We start from the raw sequence: 18,098 nt of genomic DNA on the forward strand, positions 1-18,098 counted from the left end.
CCGCGCGGGGCCGGGGCCGGTGATGGGCGAGGCGCCGACCCCTGTCCGCGTGGTCGTGCTCGGCGGCGGCACCGCCGGGTGGATGACTGCGGCGGGGCTTGCCGGGCTGCTGCCGGGGCTTGCCCGCGTTAGCCTTATCGAAAGCGAGGAGATCGGCATCGTCGGCGTGGGCGAGGCGACACTGCCGCACATCCGCAGCTTTGTCGAACGGCTGGGGATTGACGAAGCCGCCTTCATGAAGGCGACCCATGCCACCTACAAGCTCGGCATCGACTTTCGCGATTTCGGCCGCATCGGGCAGAGCTACATCCACCCCTTCGGCTCCTTTGGCGAGGAGGTGCAGGGGGTGGGCTTCCACCACTGGTGGCTCGAGCTTGCGCGCCATGGCCTGGCGCGCGATCTGGGCGACTATTCGCTCGCGGTGGCCGCCGCGCGGGCCAACCGCTTCCGCCCGCCTGCCGAGGATGACAGCCTCGCTTCAACCTATGGCTATGCCTATCAGTTCGATGCCACGCTTTTCGGCCCCTTCATGCGCCAGTTCAGCCTTAACCTTGGGGTTGAGCGCCACGAGGGGCGGGTGGTGGCGGTCGAGCGCGATGGGGCAAGCGGCGATGTTACGGCACTGGTGCTCGCCGATGGGCGCCGGATCGCGGGCGATCTCTTCGTTGATTGCTCGGGCTTTCGCTCGCTGCTGCTCGGGCAGGAGCTGGGCGAAGCGTGGGAGGACTGGGCCCATTGGCTGCCCTGCGATCGGGCTGCGGCGATGCCCTGCGCCCACGCCAGCGCAGAGCTGCGGCCCTACACCACCGCCACCGCCATGCCCGCCGGGTGGCGCTGGCAGATCCCGCTCCAGCACCGCATGGGCAATGGCTATGTCTTCTCCAGCGCCCACCTGTCGGAGGACGAGGCCTGCGCGGCGATCCTTGCCGCGGCCGAAGGCACGCCGCTGGCCGAGCCGAGGATCCTGAAGTTCCGCCCCGGGCGGCGCACACGCTCGTGGAGCCACAATGTCATCGGCGTGGGGCTGGCCAGCGGCTTTCTCGAGCCGCTCGAATCGACCTCGATCTACCTCGCGCAGATGGCGATCACCTATCTCATCGAGCTTTTCCCGGTTGGGGGCGTGATCGATCCGCGCGATCGGGATGCGTTCAACCGCCTGGTTGACATGGAATATGACCGGGTACGCGATTTCCTGATCCTCCATTACCACGCCACCACCCGCGACGATTCGGACTTCTGGAACCACGTGCGCACGATGCAGGTGCCCGATAGCCTTGCGGGCAAGCTCGAACTGTGGCGGCAGGCAGGCCGGATCGCGAAATATTCCGACGGGCTGTTCTACGATGCCAGCTGGATCGCGGTCTTTATTGGCCAGGGCCTGCTGCCCGAGGCGCACGATCCGCGCACGGCGCTGATCGATCCCAACGCCCTTGCCCGGGCGAGCGAGCGGTTGCGCCTTGCCGTGGCGGGTGAGGTGGCGACCATGCCGGAGCACCGCGAATACCTCGCGCGCGAGGCCGCGCGGCTCGCCGAGGCGGCGTGAGCGCGCCGCGCCAGCCTCTGCGCCGGGTGGTGGTGGCGGGCAGCGGGCCGCTCGGCATCCTTGCCGCCATCGCGCTGCGCCGGGCGCTGCCGGGATGCGAGGTGGTGGTGGTGGGCGAGGCACCCGGCCCTGCTGCCTTTGCCGACCATGCGGCCAGCGCCATGCCCTTCACCAACAAGCTGCACGACCGATTGGGCATTGCCGAGGCCGACTTGGTGCGCCGCGCCGGCGGCTCCTACCGCCTTGTCACGCGGCTCGCCGGCTGGGGCGGTGTAGGCCATGAGGGCCTGCTTGCCTATGGCGAGACCCTGCCAAGCGTGCTCAAGACCGCCTTTGCCCGCAACTGGGGCCGGGTGCGCCTGCCGGGCGAAGGGGCGCCCTCGGCCTTCAGTCTTGCCGCGGTGCTGGCCGAGGCGGGCCGCTTTGCCCCGCCGCCCCCGGGTGAGCCGACCCCGATCTCGGCGGTTGATTATGCGCTGCGCTGGAACCCGGCTGCCTATCGCGATCTGCTGATCGAGGTGGCCGCAGGCCTGGGGGTGATCCATGTTCCGGTCCATCCCGAAGGGATCGCGCCCGGCGCGGGCGATGAGATTGCTGCGATCCGTCTTGCCGGAGGCGACCTTATCGCGGCCGACCTCTTTATCGATTGCAGCGGGCCTGCCGCCCAGCTCATCGCCGCGCACCCGCGCTTTGCCTTCATCGACTGGTCGGCAAGCCTGCCCACGCGCCATGTCTATTTGGCTGCTCCCGGCGCGCCGCGCCTCGCGCTCGAGGATCGCCTCAGCCTCGGCGCGGCGGGCTGGCTGAGCGCGGTTGCAGGCCGTGATGGCACGCATCTGATGCTCGGCACCGCGGCGCCGCTCAGCCGCGCGGCGGCGGAGGCGCAGCTGGGCAGCCGTGCGACAGGCATGGTGAACCTCACCCCGGGCCGGGTGCAAGCGCCGTGGCTCGGCAATGTCTTGGCACTTGGTGATGCGGCAGCGCGCTTCGAGCCGCTGGGGCCGCTCCACCTCGATCTTGCCCATCGCCAGCTCGCCCTGCTCATCGAGCTGCTGCCCGGCCGGCCCATCTGTGCGCATGAGCGCGCCGAATATAACCGCCGCTCGGTGCTGATGATGGAGGGCGTGCACGAGGTGCTGGCGCTGCACTTCGCCGCGCCTGCCGCTGCGGCCGTGTTTGGCGCGCGGCCCCTGCCGGGCCGAGCCGCCGAGGTGATCGACCAGTTCACCCGGCGCGGGCGCATTCCCTTCCGCGAGGAAATGCCGCTGCTGGGGCAGGAGCAGTTCGCTCTGCTCGCCGCGCTGGGTTGGGCGCCGGGCCTTCCCCCTGCCGCGCTGGCGACCGCCGCGCCGGGCGAGGCGGCTGCGCGCGCTGCCTTCGAGGCCGAGGCCCGCGCTGCGCTCGCCTTTGCCCCGCCCTATGAAGCCTGGCTGGCAAGCGTGCTTGGCGCTGGTGTGCGGGTCTAGCGCTTCGGTTGGGTTTTGGCCTAGCTTTGGTGGCCTTTCGGCTACGCTCAGGCGGCCAGACGCTCGGCCGGGCTGATCGCCGCGCCATTCTGGGCGAGAAACTGTGCCTGGCTCGGCAATTGATCGACGGTGTTGGCGATCACCGCGCGGATATGGGCAAGCCCCTTGCGCGTTTCGTACTCGTCGAGCATCCAGGCAGCCGGGTGCCAGGCCTCGGGGCGCACCCCCTGGCTCAGCATCACCGAAAGCCAGCTGTCCTCGGTAAACAGCTCGTTGTTCTCGCGCACGATCCGTCCAGAGGAGCGGAACAGCTCGAGCTTTTCGGCAAGGTCATCGGGCGGCGCAAGGTTGCGGCAATAGCGCCAGAAATCCGAGTCATCGCGCTCGCTGGCCCGGTAATGCAGCACCAGGAAATCGCGGATATTGACATATTCGCGCTCGGTCTCGGCATTGAAGCGCGCGCGCTCGACCGCGCCGAAGCGGGTATCGGGAAACAGCGCCAGCAGCCGGGCGATGCCCGATTGCACGAGGTGGATCGAGGTCGATTCGAGCGGCTCGAGAAAGCCCGCCGCCAGCCCCAGGGCAACGACATTCTTCTCCCACATCCGCGCGCGGTGCCCGGCCTTGAAGGAAAGATGATTGGGCTCGGCCAGCGGCTTGCCGTCGAGATGGGCAAGCAGCAGATCGGTTGCGGCTTCCCGGCTGACATGGGCCGAGGAAAAGACATGGCCATTGCCGATGCGGTGCTGGAGCGGAATGCGCCATTGCCAGCCCGCCGGGCGCGCGGTGGAGCGGGTAAGCGGCACGTCCTCGCCCCCCAGTTCGCAGGGGATCGCCACCGCGCAATCGCACGGCAGCCATGAACTCCAGTCGGTGAAGGGCACCCCCAGGGTCTGGCCCAGAAGCAGCGAACGGAAGCCCGAACAATCGATGAACAGCTGGCCGGCAACCTCGCGCCCATCCTCCAGCCTCACCGCGGTGACAAAGCCGCTCTGGCCATCCTGCACGGCGTCAACGATGCGCCCCTCGATCCGCACCGCTCCGCGCTCCTCGGCATAGGCGCGCAGGAACCGGGCATAGCGGCCCGCGTCGAACTGGAAGGCATAGGACAGTCGCGCGAGCGGCGACTTGGGCAGGTCGGGGCGCGGCCAGCCGAAGCGACCTGCCTTGCCCGCCATGGCCGCGATCGAATAGGCATCGATCGGCGCCAATTCGCCGATGCTCGCACCGCGCAGCCAGAAATGCTGGAAATCAATGCCCAGCATGTCGATCCCGAAGCTGCCGAAGGGATGGACGTAGGCATGGCCCGGCCGCAGCCAATCGACGAACTCGATGCCGAGTTTGTAGGTCGCACGGGTCTCGCGCATGAACTGCATCTCATCGAGGCCGAGCAGGCGATTGAAGCCGATGATCTGCGGGATCGTCGCCTCGCCCACGCCGACCGTGCCGATCGCCTCGCTCTCCACCAGGCTGACCGAGAGGCCAGGCAGGCTGCCCAGCACCCGCACCAGCGCGGCGGCGGTCATCCATCCGGCGGTGCCGCCGCCGACAATCACGATCCGGGTGACGGGTGCGGCGGTCATGCGGGCATCTCCCCAAGGGCAAGGCCGGGCACGGCGGCGGGCGCAGCATCGTGCCAGCAGCCGGCGCGGCGCAGGAACTCCTCGTGGCCCGGCAGGCGTCCGGCGATCTCGGCATAGGCAGCGCGCATCTGTGCCATCGCCGCGGCGACCTTGGCCTCATCAAGCGTGTCGGCGATCGGATCATAGCCCTGTGGCCAGAGGTTCTGCCCCAACAGCACCGCCACCCAGCTCGGGGTGGAGAACAGTTCGACATTCTCGCGGAACACCCGTCCCCAGCGCTCCCACAGCGCCAACTTGCGCGCGAGGCTGTCGGGCACTTCCATGTCGCGCACATGGCGCCAGAAAGCAGTGTCGCTGCGCTGGGTGGCCTTGTAATGCAGGATCACGAAGTCGCGCACATCCTCGAACACTCCGCGCATTCCGCGATTGTATTCGTCGCGCTCGAGCGGCGTGATCGGCCAGTCGGGAAACAGGGCAAAAAGCCGCTGGATGCCGTTCTGGATGAGGTGGATCGAGGTCGATTCGAGCGGCTCGATGAAGCCCGCGGCAAGCCCGAGCGCCACGACATTGTGGTTCCAGGCCTTGGCGCGCATTCCGGTGCGGAAGCGCAGCAGGCGCGGCTCGCCCAGCGCCTCGCCTTCGAGATGGGTGAGCAGCACCCGGCGCGCTTCCTCCTCGTCGATGAAGGCACTGGCAAAGACATGGCCGTTGCCGGTGCGATGCTGGAGCGGGATGCGCCATTGCCAGCCGGCGCCGTGCGCGGTGGCGCGGGTGAAGGGATCGGGCGGCCCTGCCGCGCGGCTCGGCACGGCGAGCGCGCGGTCCATAGGCAGCCAGTGGCTCCAGTCCTCGAACCCGGTTGCGAGCGCTTCCTCAATCAGGAGGCCGCGGAAGCCCGAGCAATCGATGAACAATTCGCCTTCGATCAACGCGCCGCCGTCGAGCCGCACCGCGGTGACATCGCCGCTCGTTGCATCGCGCAGGACCTCGGTAATGATGCCTTCGATGCGCCTGGTGCCCTGCCGTTCGGCGAGCCGGCGCAGATAGGCGGCATAAAGGCCGGCATCGAAGTGGTAGGCATAGGCAAGCTGGCGCACCAGCGATTGCGCCCCGGCCGCCGGCCGGGCGAATCGCCCCCGCCGCGCGGCCTGGGTGCTCATCGAATAATCGCCGATCACGCCGCCGCTGCCGCCGCGGGCGTGCGCGCGCAGATAGAGCTGGTGGAAGGCGATGCCGTGGAGATCCTCGCCATGAACGCCGAAGGGGTGGAAATAGCGATCCCCGATGCGGCCCCAGTCGACGAACTCGATCCCGAGCTTGGCGGTGCCGCGGGTCTCGCGCAGGAACTCGGCTTCGGGAATGTCGAGCATGGCGTTAAAGGCGCGGATCGGCGGGATCGTCGCCTCGCCCACGCCGACCGTGCCGATGGTCTCCGATTCGATCAGCGTGATGCGCCGCGCGCCATCATCGAAATAGCGCGAAAGCGCGGCCGCGGCCATCCATCCGGCGGTGCCGCCAACGACGATGACGACCCGCTCGAGCCGCCGCGCGTTACCGATACCATCGCTTTCAGCCATCCTGCTCCCACCCTACTCTGCCGCGCCATTGTTGGCAATTTGCCACAGTTCCCCTGCAAAAATGCAAAGACCTATTGTCAAGCGCGGCGGCTCTCGATAAGCCACAGCCTCATAACAGGGCAAGCTATCTGACCATAAATGATAGCGCTAACATCAGGAGGGGATCCGAATGAACATTCCGACGCAGGAATGCCGCGTCCGTAACCGTGGGAGCGACGCCTGGCTGAAGACCGCGCTGCGCGCCGGGGCTTCGGTGCTGGTGGTGGGCAGCATGATCAGCGCCACTGCCGCAATCGCGCAGGATGCGGCCGAGAGCGAGGAGAGCGAACAGGTCGCCGAGCCGGTCGCCGAACCGGGCAAGGAGATCGTCGTCACCGGGCTGCGCGCCTCGCTCGCCAATGCCCAGAGCGTCAAGCGCAACGCCGATACCGTGGTCGATGCCATCACCGCGCAGGACATCAGCGCGCTGCCCGACCGCTCGGTGACCGAGGCGCTGCAGCGCGTTCCCGGGATTGCCATCAACCGCTTTGCCGGTTCGAACGACCCGGATCACTTCTCGGTCGAAGGCTCGGGCGTGGTGGTGCGCGGGCTCAACTTCGTGCGTTCGGAATTCAACGGCCGCACCGCATTTGCCGCGGGCGTCGGTGGCCAGGCGCTCAACTTCGCCGACGTGCCTGCAGAGCTGCTCGGCTCGGTGATCATCAGCAAGAACGCCACCGCCGAGACCATCGAGGGCGGGCTCGCCGGCACGGTCAACCTCAACACCCGCAAGCCCTTTGACAATAATGGTCTGAAGGTCGCCTTCAGCGCCGAGGCCAATTACGGCGACTTCCGCAAGGAGTGGACGCCCACCCTCTCCGGTCTCATCAGCAACACCTGGGATACCGACAAGGGCCGCTTCGGCCTGCTCGCCAGCGCGTCCTATTCCCGTATCAAGAGCCGTGCCGACGGCCTTCAGGTGGCCAATTATCAGACCCGTGACGGGCAGCTGGTCAATGCCGCCAACACCGATGGGGTGCGGGTGTGCCGCAATCCGCTGCCGAGCGCTGCCGATGCCTTCACCCTTCCGCCGGGCGGGGCGGCCTGCGGCAATTTCGGTGCACCGGGTGCCGATGGCTTTGCCGACTTTGCCCAATCGCGCGTGGCCCCGGTGGGCGGGCAGTTCCGCACCCAGGAGTTCGACCGCGAGCGCAACGGCATCGCGATTTCGGCGCAGTTCGAATCGATCGATGAAAAGACGCTGATCACCGCCGAGTTCATCCGCTCGGCCTCGACCAACCGTTGGGGCGAATACACCTACGAGACCGCGCCTGACCTGGCCGAATATTCGACCTATCCGATCGGCTGCCTTCAGAACGATGCCGGTCCCAACCGCATCAATCCCGATGGTTCGCTGGGCGATCCCACCGCGCGGGCCCAGTGCCCGGTCGGGGGCTTTACCGATTACATCTATGACGAGAACGGGCTGTTCCAATCGGGCTATATCGTCAATGCCTCGAACGGCTGGCGCGGGAACCCGGGCACTTCGCCCTTCGTGCCGATCGGCGGGTTGCAGCAGTCGCTCGCCCGGCGGCAGGTCAAGGACGAGATCGAGAACGAGGACTGGTCGCTCAACCTCAAGACCCAGCTGACCGACCGCCTGTCGCTGCGGCTCGATGCGCAATATGCCACCAGCCGCAAGCAGAACCTCGATTTCAGCGTCTTCGGTTCGCTCTTTGCCGACCAGGAGCTCGACATTTCCGGCGATCTGCCGGTGATCATCCCGCGCAAGCCGCAGTTCCTCGGCTACACCTGGTCGACCCCGAGTGACGTGCTTGCCGGTGCCACCGAGCAGCAATATTTCACCGATCCGCGCTTCCAGTTCTGGCGCGCGGCGATGGATCACATCGAGGATTCGAGCGGCAAGCAATATGCCTTCCAGGCCGACATGGCCTACCAGTTCGACGAGGACTCCTTCATCCGCAAGGCCAAGTGGGGCGCGCGCTATCAGGACCGTGACCAGACGGTGCGCTACACCACCTACAACTGGGGGATGCTGAGCGAGACCTGGTCGGGCGAGCGCCCGATCAACTTTGCCGACACGCCCGCCGATTCCTCGCTGCGCTACGAATTTCCCAACTTCTTCCGCGGCAAGGTGCCTGGCCCTCCGGGCGGGTTCTACTACGCCGGCGACCTCATCGGCGACTATCAGGGCTCGGTCGATTTCTTCCGCTCGATCCAGGATCAGGCCCGCGCTCTGGGCGCCAGCCCCACCTGGGTGCCGCTCGCCGGTCGGCAGAATGCGATCGCCGGCACGCCCTTCCTGCCGGAAGACATCCAGCCGATCGCGCAGCGCGACACCTCGGGCTATATCCAGTTCGATTTCGGCAGCGACGATCTGCTCGGCAGCGTGCGCCTGTCAGGCAATATCGGGCTGCGCTATGTCAACACCGCGATCCGCTCGCAGGGCTCGATCGGGGTGCCGAGCCAGCAGGCGCTCAATATCCTCGAACCCTTCGAGGAACGCTGCGAGGCGGTGGTGCCGCCGGGCGCGCCCCCGGGCACCCAGCCCCAACGCCCGGGCGGGGTGTGCAACCTCGGGCCCGAGGGCTATGCCCAGTTGCAGACCTTCGCCGGCAACGGGGTGACGCGGCTCGATGTGGCGCGGGCAAGCTATGATTTCTGGCTGCCCAGCCTCAACATCAAGCTCGGGCTCACTGATGACGTGATCGTGCGGCTTGCTGGTTCGCGGGTGATCACCCGTCCGGACAATTCCTATGTCCGCAACTTCCTGCAGATCGGGCTCGGGCAGAGCGGGGAGCTGACCGCCAATGCCGGCAATCCCTTCATCCGGCCGGCCTCGGCCTGGCAGTTCGATGCCACGCTGGAATGGTATTTTGCCCGGGTAGGTTCCTTGACCTTCAACGCCTTCTACAAGGACATCAAGGACTTCTTCTACCAGCAGATCACCACGCGGCAGATCACCAGCAACGGGATCACGCGCGAGGTGCTGGTGCGCGGTCCGGCGAACTTCACCGAGAACGGCAAGATCAAGGGCTTCGAGATCGCCTATCAGCAGACCTATGATTTCCTGCCTGCGCCGCTCGACGGGTTGGGGGTGGCCACCAATTACACCTATATCGAGAGCAAGGGTCTGCCCAACGTGTTCCTCAACACGGGCGAACCGGTGAACGAATCCACCATCCCGCCAGGCAATCTGCCGCTCGAGCAGCTCTCCAAGCACAATGTGAACGCCACGATCTTCTACGAGAAGGGGCCGCTTTCGATGCGCGCGGCCTATAACTGGCGCTCGCGTTTCCTGCTCACCCCGGCCGACGTGATCTTCCCCTATTACTCGATCTTCAACGAGGCGACGGGGCAGCTCGATGCGTCGATCTTCTTCAATATCACCAAGAACATTCGGGTTGGCGTGCAAGGGGTGAACCTGCTCGACGAGGTGACGAGGACAACCCAGGCCTACACCGGCAATGCCAACGACCTTGCACCCCGTTCGTTCTTCATGAACGACAGGCGCTTCTCTTTTATCCTGCGGGGCAATTTCTAGCCGCAAGGGCTTTACCGGCTCCCCAGGGAAAGGGCTCTCCGGCACGTGCCGGGGGGCCCTTTTCGCATCCGCGCGATCGCCCTTGCGGGACGCGCATGCAAAAAGGCCCGGGGCAAGCGCCCGGGCCTTTCATTGCCCAACCAGCGTTTGATCAGGAGGCCGCGGCGAAGATCGCGGCAAGCGTGCTGCGCAGCGGCTTGGGCTGATAGTCCGAGCCATAGGGCGTGCCGCGCACTTCCTTGCCATCGGCCCGGCGCGCCGGTTCAAACCCCTGCAGCCAGCTGAAGCGATCGACCATGCCCCAGGCGAGGATGTCATCGAGGTGATCGGCATATTCGAACATCACCTCGAAATAGCGCCGGGCAAAGTCTGCCACCTTGGCATCGCGCAGGGCGATGTTGCCGGGGAGGGCCTTGTCCTTGACATCGAACTCGGTGATGAGCAGGCGATAGCCCATGCCCGTCACCTCATCGAGGAAGCGGCGCCATTCGCGCTCGGCATAGGGGCCGACGCCGGTGGCAGGGTCGATCGCGAATATCTCGATATGCGACTGGATACCCAAGGCATCGACCGGCGTGCCGCGCTTTCTGAAGCCTTCGAGCAGGCGCAGCACATCGGCGCAGTGCTTCATGTGCTGCGGCTCCCAGCTCATGTAGTCATTATAGACCAGCTGCGCCTCGGGTAGCTCGGCGCGGGCGGTGTGAAAGGCAAGGTCGAGCACCGCCTCGGGGCTGCCCATCGCGCGGCTCAGGCTGGTCTCGATCGGGGCGTTGCGATCATGGTCGATCGCCTCGTTGACCACGTCATAGCTGGTAATCACCCCCTTGTAGCGGCGGATGACGGTCTGGATATGTTCGGTGAGGATCCTTTCGGCCTCGCGCACTGGGTTGGCGCCGAAATCATGGGTGTTGAGCCAGTTGGGGAACCACTGGGGGCGATGCCACAAGAGCGTGTGGCCGCGCACGGCCAAGCCATTGGCCCCGGCCCAGCGCACGATCTCGTCCATGCGCGCGAAATCGAAGACCGTGGGGGCAGGGCGCACCGCCTGCCATTTCATCTCGTTTTCGGGCACGACAAGACCGCATTCGGCCTTGATGATGGCGGTATAGGCCGGGTTCTGCACCGATCCGGCCTCGGCCACACCGGGGATCGAGGCGATCGCGCTGCCGAAACGGCGCTTGCCCCTTTGCGCGAGGGCATCAAGGCCGGGTTGCGGCGCGGCGCCAGCGCTTGCAGGGGGCGGATTGGCCATCGCCATCTGCCCTGCACACCCGGCAAGCGGCAGGGCGGCCATGCCGGCAAGCGCGGCGCGGCGCGAGAGCAACAGATGATCGGGCATGTCAGATGATCTCCACATCGGTGCATGAGAGGCTTGCGGAACTGTTGCCGGCCCACAGCCGCAGCGGCCCGGGCGGGTTGCTTTCCTTGAGCGTATCGTCCCACACGGCCAACTCGCTCGGGGGAATGGTGAAGGTGATGCTGCGGCTCTCCCCGGGATCGAGCGTCACGCGGGCAAAACCCTTGAGCTCGCGCACTGGGCGGGCAAGGCCAAGCTGCGAGCGGGTGATGTAGAGCTGCACCACCTCGTCACCCCGGCGCGCGCCAGTGTTGGTGACGTCCACCTCGGCGACCACCGCCTCGTCGCGGGCAAATCGGCGCTTGGCCGGGCGCGGGGGGGAAATGACAAAGCTGGTGTAGCTCAGCCCATGGCCAAAGGGGAACAAGGGGCTGCCATCATCGAACAGGTAGCCGCGCCGGGCGCTGGGCTTGTGGTTGTAGAACAAGGGGATCTGGCCCTCGTTGCGCACCACGCTGACCGGCAGCTTGGCGCCGGGATTGACGAGGCCAAACAGCGCCTCTGCCACCGCGCGCCCGCCTTCCTGCCCCGGATACCAGCACTCAAGCAGTGCGTCGGCCTTGGCTACGACATTGGGCCAACTCGGCGGGCGGCCATTATAGGCCACCACGATCAAGGGCTTGCCCAGCGCGGCGAGGGCATCGACGAGGGCATTCTGTTCGCCCACCAGATCAAGGCTGGTGCGATCGCCAAGGTGGTTCCTGGCAAAGCCCTCGCGGCTGGTCTGCTCGGTATCGCCGATGGCAAGGATGATGGTGTCGGCGCCGCGGGCCACGGCCACGGCTTCCTCGATGAGGCGCAGATTCTGCGCCCGGTCGGCGAGCGTGACTTCATCGGCCGAGCGATCCTCGCTGGCGGTGATGAACACGCCCTGGGCGGTGACGAAATCGACTTCGGGCGCCACCATCCGCAAGCCTTCGATCAGGCTCACTGCCTGGCGCGGCACGCTGGAATAGCCGCCCAGCCGGGCAATGGCGAGGTTGGGGCCGATCACCGCAACCGTGCCGACACGCTCGCGCGCGAGCGGCAGCGCGCCCCTGTTGGTGAGCAGGCACAGGCTCTTGCGCGCCGCTTCGAGCGCGAGCGCGCGGGCCTCGGCATTGCCGGTTATCGCTTCGGCGAGGGCAGGATCGCCATAAGGATTCTCGAACAAGCCGCAGCGCAGCTTGAAAGTCAGCATCCGCGCGCAGGCGGCATCGACAAGGCCAGGCGGCACCCGCCCGGCGCGCACCGCCTCGACCAGCGTGGCAAAGGCCTCGCCATCGGGCAATTCGCTGTCAACCCCGGCGGTGAGGGCCAGCCGGGCCGCGTCCTCGAGATCGCGCGCGACATGGTGCAGCGTTGCCAGCTCGTGCACGCCGCCATAGTCGCTGACGATGATGCCATCGAACCCCCATTCGCCGCGCAGCACCGCGCCGAGCAGCCAGGTGCTCGCGTGGCTGGGCACCCCGTCGATCTCGTTGTAGCTCGGCATCACCGCCCCGACCGAGCAGCGCGCGATCACCTTGCGGAAGGGCGGGAAGAAGTTCTCGCGCAATTCACGCTCGGCAATCGGCGCGGGGGCGACATTGTTGCCGCTTTCGGGCTGGCCGTGCCCGGTCATGTGCTTGAGCGTGGCAAAGACCTTGCCCGGCGCGAGGCGCTCGAACCGGCCCGGGCCCTGCAGGCCCTCGATTGCGGCGATGGCCATTTCCGAGACGAGGTAAGGATCCTCGCCCCAGGTTTCCTCGATCCGGCCCCAGCGCGGATCGCGCACAATATCGACCACGGGCGAAAGCACCAGCGGCACCCCGCGGGCGCGCACCTCGCGGGCGATCTGGGCCTGGACGCGGCGCATCAGATCACGATCGAAACTGCCGGCCAGCGCGATTGCCTGGGGGAACATCGTGGCCTCGGTGGCCATGTAGCCGTGGAGCGCCTCCTCGTGCAGCAGCACCGGGATGCCGAGACGGGTGTCCTCCATCGCCCAGCGCTGGAGCGCGTTGATGAAGGCAATGGTTTCGGCCGGCGTGCGCCAGCGCGCCGCGGTGCCGCCCGCCGCGCCGGTGATGCCGGGCACCCCGCGCTTGTCGCTGGGGCGGGTGACATGGCCGATCCCGTGGGGGAAGGCGGCGCTGGCCTTCTTCGGATCGAAGGCCAGCCCCTCGAGCATCGCCCCCTTGCCCGCCCAGGCGCTGCGCAGCTGGGCGACCTTTTCCTCAAGGCTCATGCGCGCCATAAGGTCAGCGACCCGCAGCGGGATCGGGGCCTTGGGGTTCTTGTAGAGCGGTTGTGCTTCTGCGGCCCAGCCGGGAGGCGCCCCGGCCAGCGCCAGCGCGCCGAGGCTGCCTCCTGCCAGCAGCCGCAGCGCATGGCGGCGGGTGTGGCTCACTCGCTCACCGTCAGGGTGACGCTTTGAAGGTCAACCGAATTGGGCCCGACCATGATGGTGAAGGTGCCCGGTTCCACCACCCGCTCCATCTGCGTGTTCCAGAGCATGAAGGCTTCGGGGCGGATGGGGATGGTGACCTCGCGCGTCTCCCCGGGCTTCAGCGTCACCCGCTTGAAGCCGACCAACTCCTTGACCGGGCGGGTGACCGAGCTGACATCGTCGCGCAGATAGGCCTGCACCACCTCGTCGCCTTCGCGCGTGCCGGTGTTGGTGAGGCTGACGGTCACGCTCACCCCTTCGCCCGGCCTGATGGTGCTGGCCGAAAGCCGGGGCGCGCCAAAGGCAAAGGTGGTGTAGCTCAGCCCCCAGCCGAAAGGATACAGCGGGGTGACCTCGTCGAACAGATAGCCGCGCCGGGCGCTGGGCTTGTGGTTGTAGAAGATCGGCAGCTGGCCGACATTGCGCGCGGTGGAAACCGGCATCTTGCCGCCGGGGTTGATCCGGCCCAGCAGCGCATCGGCAATGGCCGTGCCCTGCTGTTCGCCGGCATACCAGGTTTCAAGGATGGCATCGGCCTCGGCCGCAATCGCCGGATAGCTCGGCGGGCGGCCATTGACGAGCACCGCGATCACCGGCTTGCCGAGCGCCTTCAGCGCCCGGAACAATTCGTTCTGTTCGCCCACCAGGTCAAGGCTGGTGCGATCGCCAAGGTGATTGGCGGCCCAGCCTTCGCGGCTGGTCTTCTCGGTATCGCCGATGAACAGCACGATGGTATCGGCCCGCCGCGCCACTTCGACCGCTTCGGCGATGCGGCGGCGGTTTTCTTCCGGGTCGGCCAGTTCCACGGGATCGTCCCACCAGTCGCTGTCGCCCTTGACGATCTCGACGCCGAGCGCGTGCACGATTTCGGCCTTGTCTCCCACGGCGGCGCGCAGGCCGTGAAGCGGGGTCACGCTCGCGCGCGGCTCGCCGTAATAGCCGCCGAGCCGGGCGACATCGGCATTGGGGCCGATCACCGCGATCATCGGCTTTCTCGCTCCGGCGCTCTCGGGCAGTTGGAGCGGCAGGGCGCCGTTGTTCTTGAGCAGCACCAGCGATTTTTCCGCCGCCTTGCGCGCCAGCGCCACCGCCTTGGGGCCGTTGGAGGTCTTGGCCCTGGCTGGATCGGGCCAGGGGTTCTCGAACAGGCCGGCGTTGAATTTCATGGTCAGCAGGCGCCGCACCGCTTGGTCGAGCGCGGCCTCGGGCACCCTTCCGCTGCGCACGCTGGCGGCCAGATCCTTGAATCCTGCCCCTTCGGGCAGATCGACATCGACCCCGGCCAGCAGCGCGATTTCGCCCGCCCGGGCATTGTCGGGGGCGATGTGGTGCAGGCGCGCCATGTCTTCGATGGCGTAATAGTCCGAGACCACCGTGCCGCGGAAACCCCATTCCCCGCGCAGCACATCATTGAGCAGCCACGAATTGGCGTGGCTCGGCACCCCGTCGATTTCGTTGTAGCTGGCCATCACCGCATCGATCGCGGTGCGCCTCACCACCTGTTCGAAGGGGGGGAAGAACATTTCGCGCAAGGTGCGCTCGGCAATCGGGGCAGGGCCGACATTGGTGCCGCTTTCGGGCTGGCCGTGCCCGGTCATGTGCTTGAGCGTGGCCATCACCTTGCCGGGCCTCAGCTTGCGGTCGGTGCCGGGGCCGGTCAGCCCCTCGACCGAGGCGACGCCCATTTCCCCCACCAGGAAGGGATCCTCGCCAAAGGTCTCCTCGATCCGGCCCCAGCGCGGATCGCGCGCGACGTCCACCACGGGAGAGAGCACCATGTGGACGCCGCGCGCGCGCACCTCGTCAGCAATGAGGGCGTTGATCTCGCGCACGAGATCAGGGTCCCAGGTGCTGGCAAGGCCGATCGCCTGCGGGAAGGCGGTCGCATCCTTCGCCGCAAAGCCGTGAAGCGATTCCTCGTGAAACAGGATGGGAATTCCGAGCCGGGTCTGGCTGATCGCCCATCTCTGGGCGTCGATCACATATTGCACGCTGTCCGCGATCCCGCGGCGGGGCACCTTGCGCGGCGAGGCCGGGCCAGCCCGGTCGGAAGGTCGGGCGATCTGCCCGATTCCGTGGGGGAAGCGGGCCTTGGCCTTGGCCGGATCGAAGCGGTCGCCATCCCCCTGGATTTCAGCCTTGCTGTCCCAGATGGTAAGGAGCTGCGCGACCTTTTCTTCCAGCGTCATGCGCGCCAGCAGGTCCTCAACCCGCTGCTCCACCGGCAGGGCCGGGTTCCAATAGGGCGCGTCCTTCATCGCCCGTTCGATCGTTGTCGGCACGCTTTGCGCCGAGGCGCTGGCGAGGGGCGCGCCGAGCAATCCCAATGCCGCCAGACCCACCCCCGCCGCCAGCGCGGCCCGCTTGAATCGCCTCATCTTAAACTCCCTCTCCCGATCCGGTGCGCGCTGTGCGCGTCGCCTTGGCTGCGCGAGACGGCTTGACTGGCCGCTCGCGTGTGGTAGCGCTACCATGATGAGCGGGAGAGGGGTTGTCAACCGGCTTGCGATGGTGATCGCCGCGGCACTGGGCTGCGCCGTGGCGGCAGCGCCGCTGCGCGCCGAGGATGGCTATGCCCTGTGGCTGCGCCATGCGCCGCTGGAGGGTGAGGCGCTGGCCGATCTGCGCGCGGCGGCACCGGTGGTGGTGGCGCCGCCCGGCGAAGATGATAGCCCAACACTGAAAATCACCCGGGCCGAGCTGGCCCAAGGCCTTGCGGCCATGCAGGGCGAAACCAAGCTGCGCGCAACACCTGATTCGCTGCCTATCGTGCTGCGCTGCGGCCGGGCGCGTGGCGATGGGCAGAGCGGATTTGCGATCGCGCCGCAAGCGTTTGCCGGTCGCCGCGCCCTGGCAATCTCGGCGCCGGATCACCTCGGCTGCCTTTATGCCAGCTTTGCCTTGCTGCGCGAAGTGGCGCTGGGTCGGCCGCTCCATGCGATCCGCCTCGGCGAGGCTCCGGCCATGCCGCTCAGGATGCTCAACCACTGGGACAATCCCGATGGCCATGTCGAGCGCGGCTATGCCGGCCGGTCGATCTTCGATTGGTGGCGCCTGCCCGAAAGGCTCGATCCGCGGATGATCGACTATGCCCGCGCCAATGCCAGCATCGGCATCAACGCGGTAGTGGTGAACAATGTCAACGCCCGCGCCTTCATGCTCGAGCCGCGCTACATCGCCAAGCTCAAGCGGCTGGCCGATGCCTGGCGGCCCTATGGCATCCGGGTGTTCCTTGCGGCGCGCTTTTCCGCGCCGATCGAGATCGGCGGGCTGGCGAGGGCCGACCCGCTCGACCCTGCAGTCAGGGCGTGGTGGCAGGCCAAGGCCGACGAGATCTATGCCGCCATTCCCGATTTCGGCGGTTTTCTGGTCAAGGCCAATTCCGAAGGCCAGCCCGGCCCGCAGGATTATGGCCGCAGCCATGCCGAAGGCGCCAACATGCTCGCCGCCGCGCTCGGCAACCGTGGCACGGTGATCTGGCGCGCCTTCGTTTACAAGGCCGAGGATGCGACCGACCGCACCATGCAGGCCTTTGCCGAATTCGTGCCATTGGACGGTCAGTTTGCGAAGAACGTCATCGTCCAGGTCAAGAACGGTCCGCTCGATTTCCAACCGCGCGAGCCCTTCCACCCACTGTTCGGCGCAATGCCCAACACCCGGCTGATGCTGGAAGTGCAGATCACCCGCGAATATCTCGGGCAGGCCAGCGGCATCGCCTATCTTGGCCCGCTGTGGCAGGAAGTGCTTGGGGCCGATACCGGGCGCGGCGGGGGCGTCGTGGCCGAGGTGATCGCGCCGGTGGGCATGGCCGGGGTGGCCAACACCGGATCGGATCGCAACTGGACCGGCACCGATTTCGATCAGGCCAATTGGTATGCCTTCGGCCGGCTGGCCTGGCAGCCGGCGCTTTCGAGCGAACAGATCGCGCGCGAATGGGCGGCGCAGACTTTCACGCGTGATCCGCAGGCGCTCGGCACCATTACCGAAATGATGCGCGCCAGCCGCGAGCATGTGGTCAACTACACCGGCCCCCTCGGCCTTGCCCATCTGATGGGCACGGGGCACCACTATGGCCCGGCGCCGTGGGTCTGCGATTTGCCGCGGCCCGAATGGAACCCCTGCTACTATCACCGCGCTGACAAGGACGGGATCGGCTTTGACCGCACCGCCAGAGGCTCCAACGCGCTCGGGCAATATGCGCCTGCTATCGCCGCGCAGTGGGCTGACCCGGCAAGCATCGACCTGCGTTATTTGTTGTGGTTCCACCGCCTCGCCTGGGACGCCGCCCTGCCCACGGGGCGCAGCCTGTGGGCCGAACTGGTGGCGCGCTATGATGCCGGGGTTGCCGGCGTCGATGCCATGGCGGCGCAGTGGGGGCGCCTTGCCGGCGCGCTCGATGCTGCCCGCCATGCTGCGGTGAGCGCCGACCTGGCGATCCAGCGCCGCGAAGCGCGCTGGTGGCGTGATGCCTCGCTGGCCTATTGGCAATCGCTCAACGGCCTGCCGCTGCCCGAGGGCGCAGCGCCAGTGGCCGAGAGCCTTGAGGCCTATCAGGCGCGCAATTTTCCCGAGGCGCCGGGGCAATGAGCAGGGGGCCTGCTGCGGCAATGTTAGCGCC

The 18,098-nt window shown here is 67.2% G+C and carries 9 protein-coding genes; 4 read left to right on the plus strand and 5 right to left on the minus strand.

The window, feature by feature from the left end; all coding sequences use genetic code 11:
- The first annotated feature begins 22 nt into the window (after positions 1 to 22).
- Together G524_RS0113360 and G524_RS0113365 are read left to right on the plus strand one after the other, a co-directional pair.
- The gene (locus G524_RS0113360; protein WP_036857990.1) at positions 23 to 1,543 is read left to right on the plus strand and encodes a tryptophan halogenase family protein; all 1,521 of its coding nucleotides are present in this window, start codon (positions 23 to 25) and stop codon (positions 1,541 to 1,543) included.
- Positions 1,540 to 3,009, plus strand: a complete 1,470-nt coding sequence (locus tag G524_RS0113365) for a tryptophan 7-halogenase (RefSeq protein ID WP_027444141.1) — start codon at positions 1,540 to 1,542, stop codon at positions 3,007 to 3,009. Before G524_RS0113360 ends, G524_RS0113365 begins: the two co-directional genes overlap by 4 nt.
- A gap of 47 nt (positions 3,010 to 3,056) precedes the next feature.
- Here the strand turns inward: G524_RS0113365 and G524_RS0113370 are convergent, their stop codons facing one another.
- Positions 3,057 to 4,592, minus strand: coding sequence for a tryptophan halogenase family protein (locus G524_RS0113370; RefSeq protein ID WP_027444142.1), 1,536 nt, complete (start codon positions 4,590 to 4,592; stop codon positions 3,057 to 3,059).
- The gene (locus G524_RS0113375) at positions 4,589 to 6,169 is read right to left on the minus strand and encodes a tryptophan halogenase family protein (RefSeq protein ID WP_051221262.1); all 1,581 of its coding nucleotides are present in this window, start codon (positions 6,167 to 6,169) and stop codon (positions 4,589 to 4,591) included. The genes G524_RS0113370 and G524_RS0113375 overlap by 4 nt, the downstream gene beginning before the upstream one ends.
- Before the next feature lie 169 nt (positions 6,170 to 6,338).
- On the opposite strand from G524_RS0113375, the gene G524_RS0113380 reads away from it, so the two are divergent.
- A complete protein-coding gene (locus tag G524_RS0113380) occupies positions 6,339 to 9,713 on the plus strand; it encodes a TonB-dependent receptor (RefSeq protein ID WP_245561377.1) in 3,375 nt (1,124 codons plus the stop codon).
- A 151-nt stretch (positions 9,714 to 9,864) separates the two neighbouring features.
- Here G524_RS0113380 and G524_RS0113385 read toward each other — a convergent pair whose 3' ends face one another.
- Genes G524_RS0113385 through G524_RS0113395 form a run of 3 tightly spaced genes read right to left on the minus strand, consistent with a single transcriptional unit; the run spans position 9,865 to position 15,858 of the window.
- Positions 9,865 to 11,052 (minus strand): endo-1,4-beta-xylanase, encoded by a 1,188-nt coding sequence (locus G524_RS0113385; RefSeq protein ID WP_051221263.1) that lies wholly within the window; start codon positions 11,050 to 11,052, stop codon positions 9,865 to 9,867.
- 1 nt (position 11,053) lies between these two features.
- A complete protein-coding gene (locus G524_RS0113390; RefSeq protein ID WP_027444146.1) occupies positions 11,054 to 13,441 on the minus strand; it encodes a glycoside hydrolase family 3 N-terminal domain-containing protein in 2,388 nt (795 codons plus the stop codon).
- Entirely contained in the window at positions 13,438 to 15,858 is a 2,421-nt protein-coding gene (locus tag G524_RS0113395; RefSeq protein ID WP_027444147.1) for a glycoside hydrolase family 3 N-terminal domain-containing protein, read from the minus strand. Before G524_RS0113395 ends, G524_RS0113390 begins: the two co-directional genes overlap by 4 nt.
- 94 nt (positions 15,859 to 15,952) lie before the next feature.
- On the opposite strand from G524_RS0113395, the gene G524_RS0113400 reads away from it, so the two are divergent.
- Positions 15,953 to 18,067 (plus strand): alpha-glucuronidase, encoded by a 2,115-nt coding sequence (locus G524_RS0113400; protein WP_084625190.1) that lies wholly within the window; start codon positions 15,953 to 15,955, stop codon positions 18,065 to 18,067.
- Positions 18,068 to 18,098 lie beyond the last annotated feature (31 nt).

The organism is Erythrobacter cryptus DSM 12079, from assembly GCF_000422985.1.
GTDB lineage: Bacteria > Pseudomonadota > Alphaproteobacteria > Sphingomonadales > Sphingomonadaceae > Erythrobacter > Erythrobacter cryptus.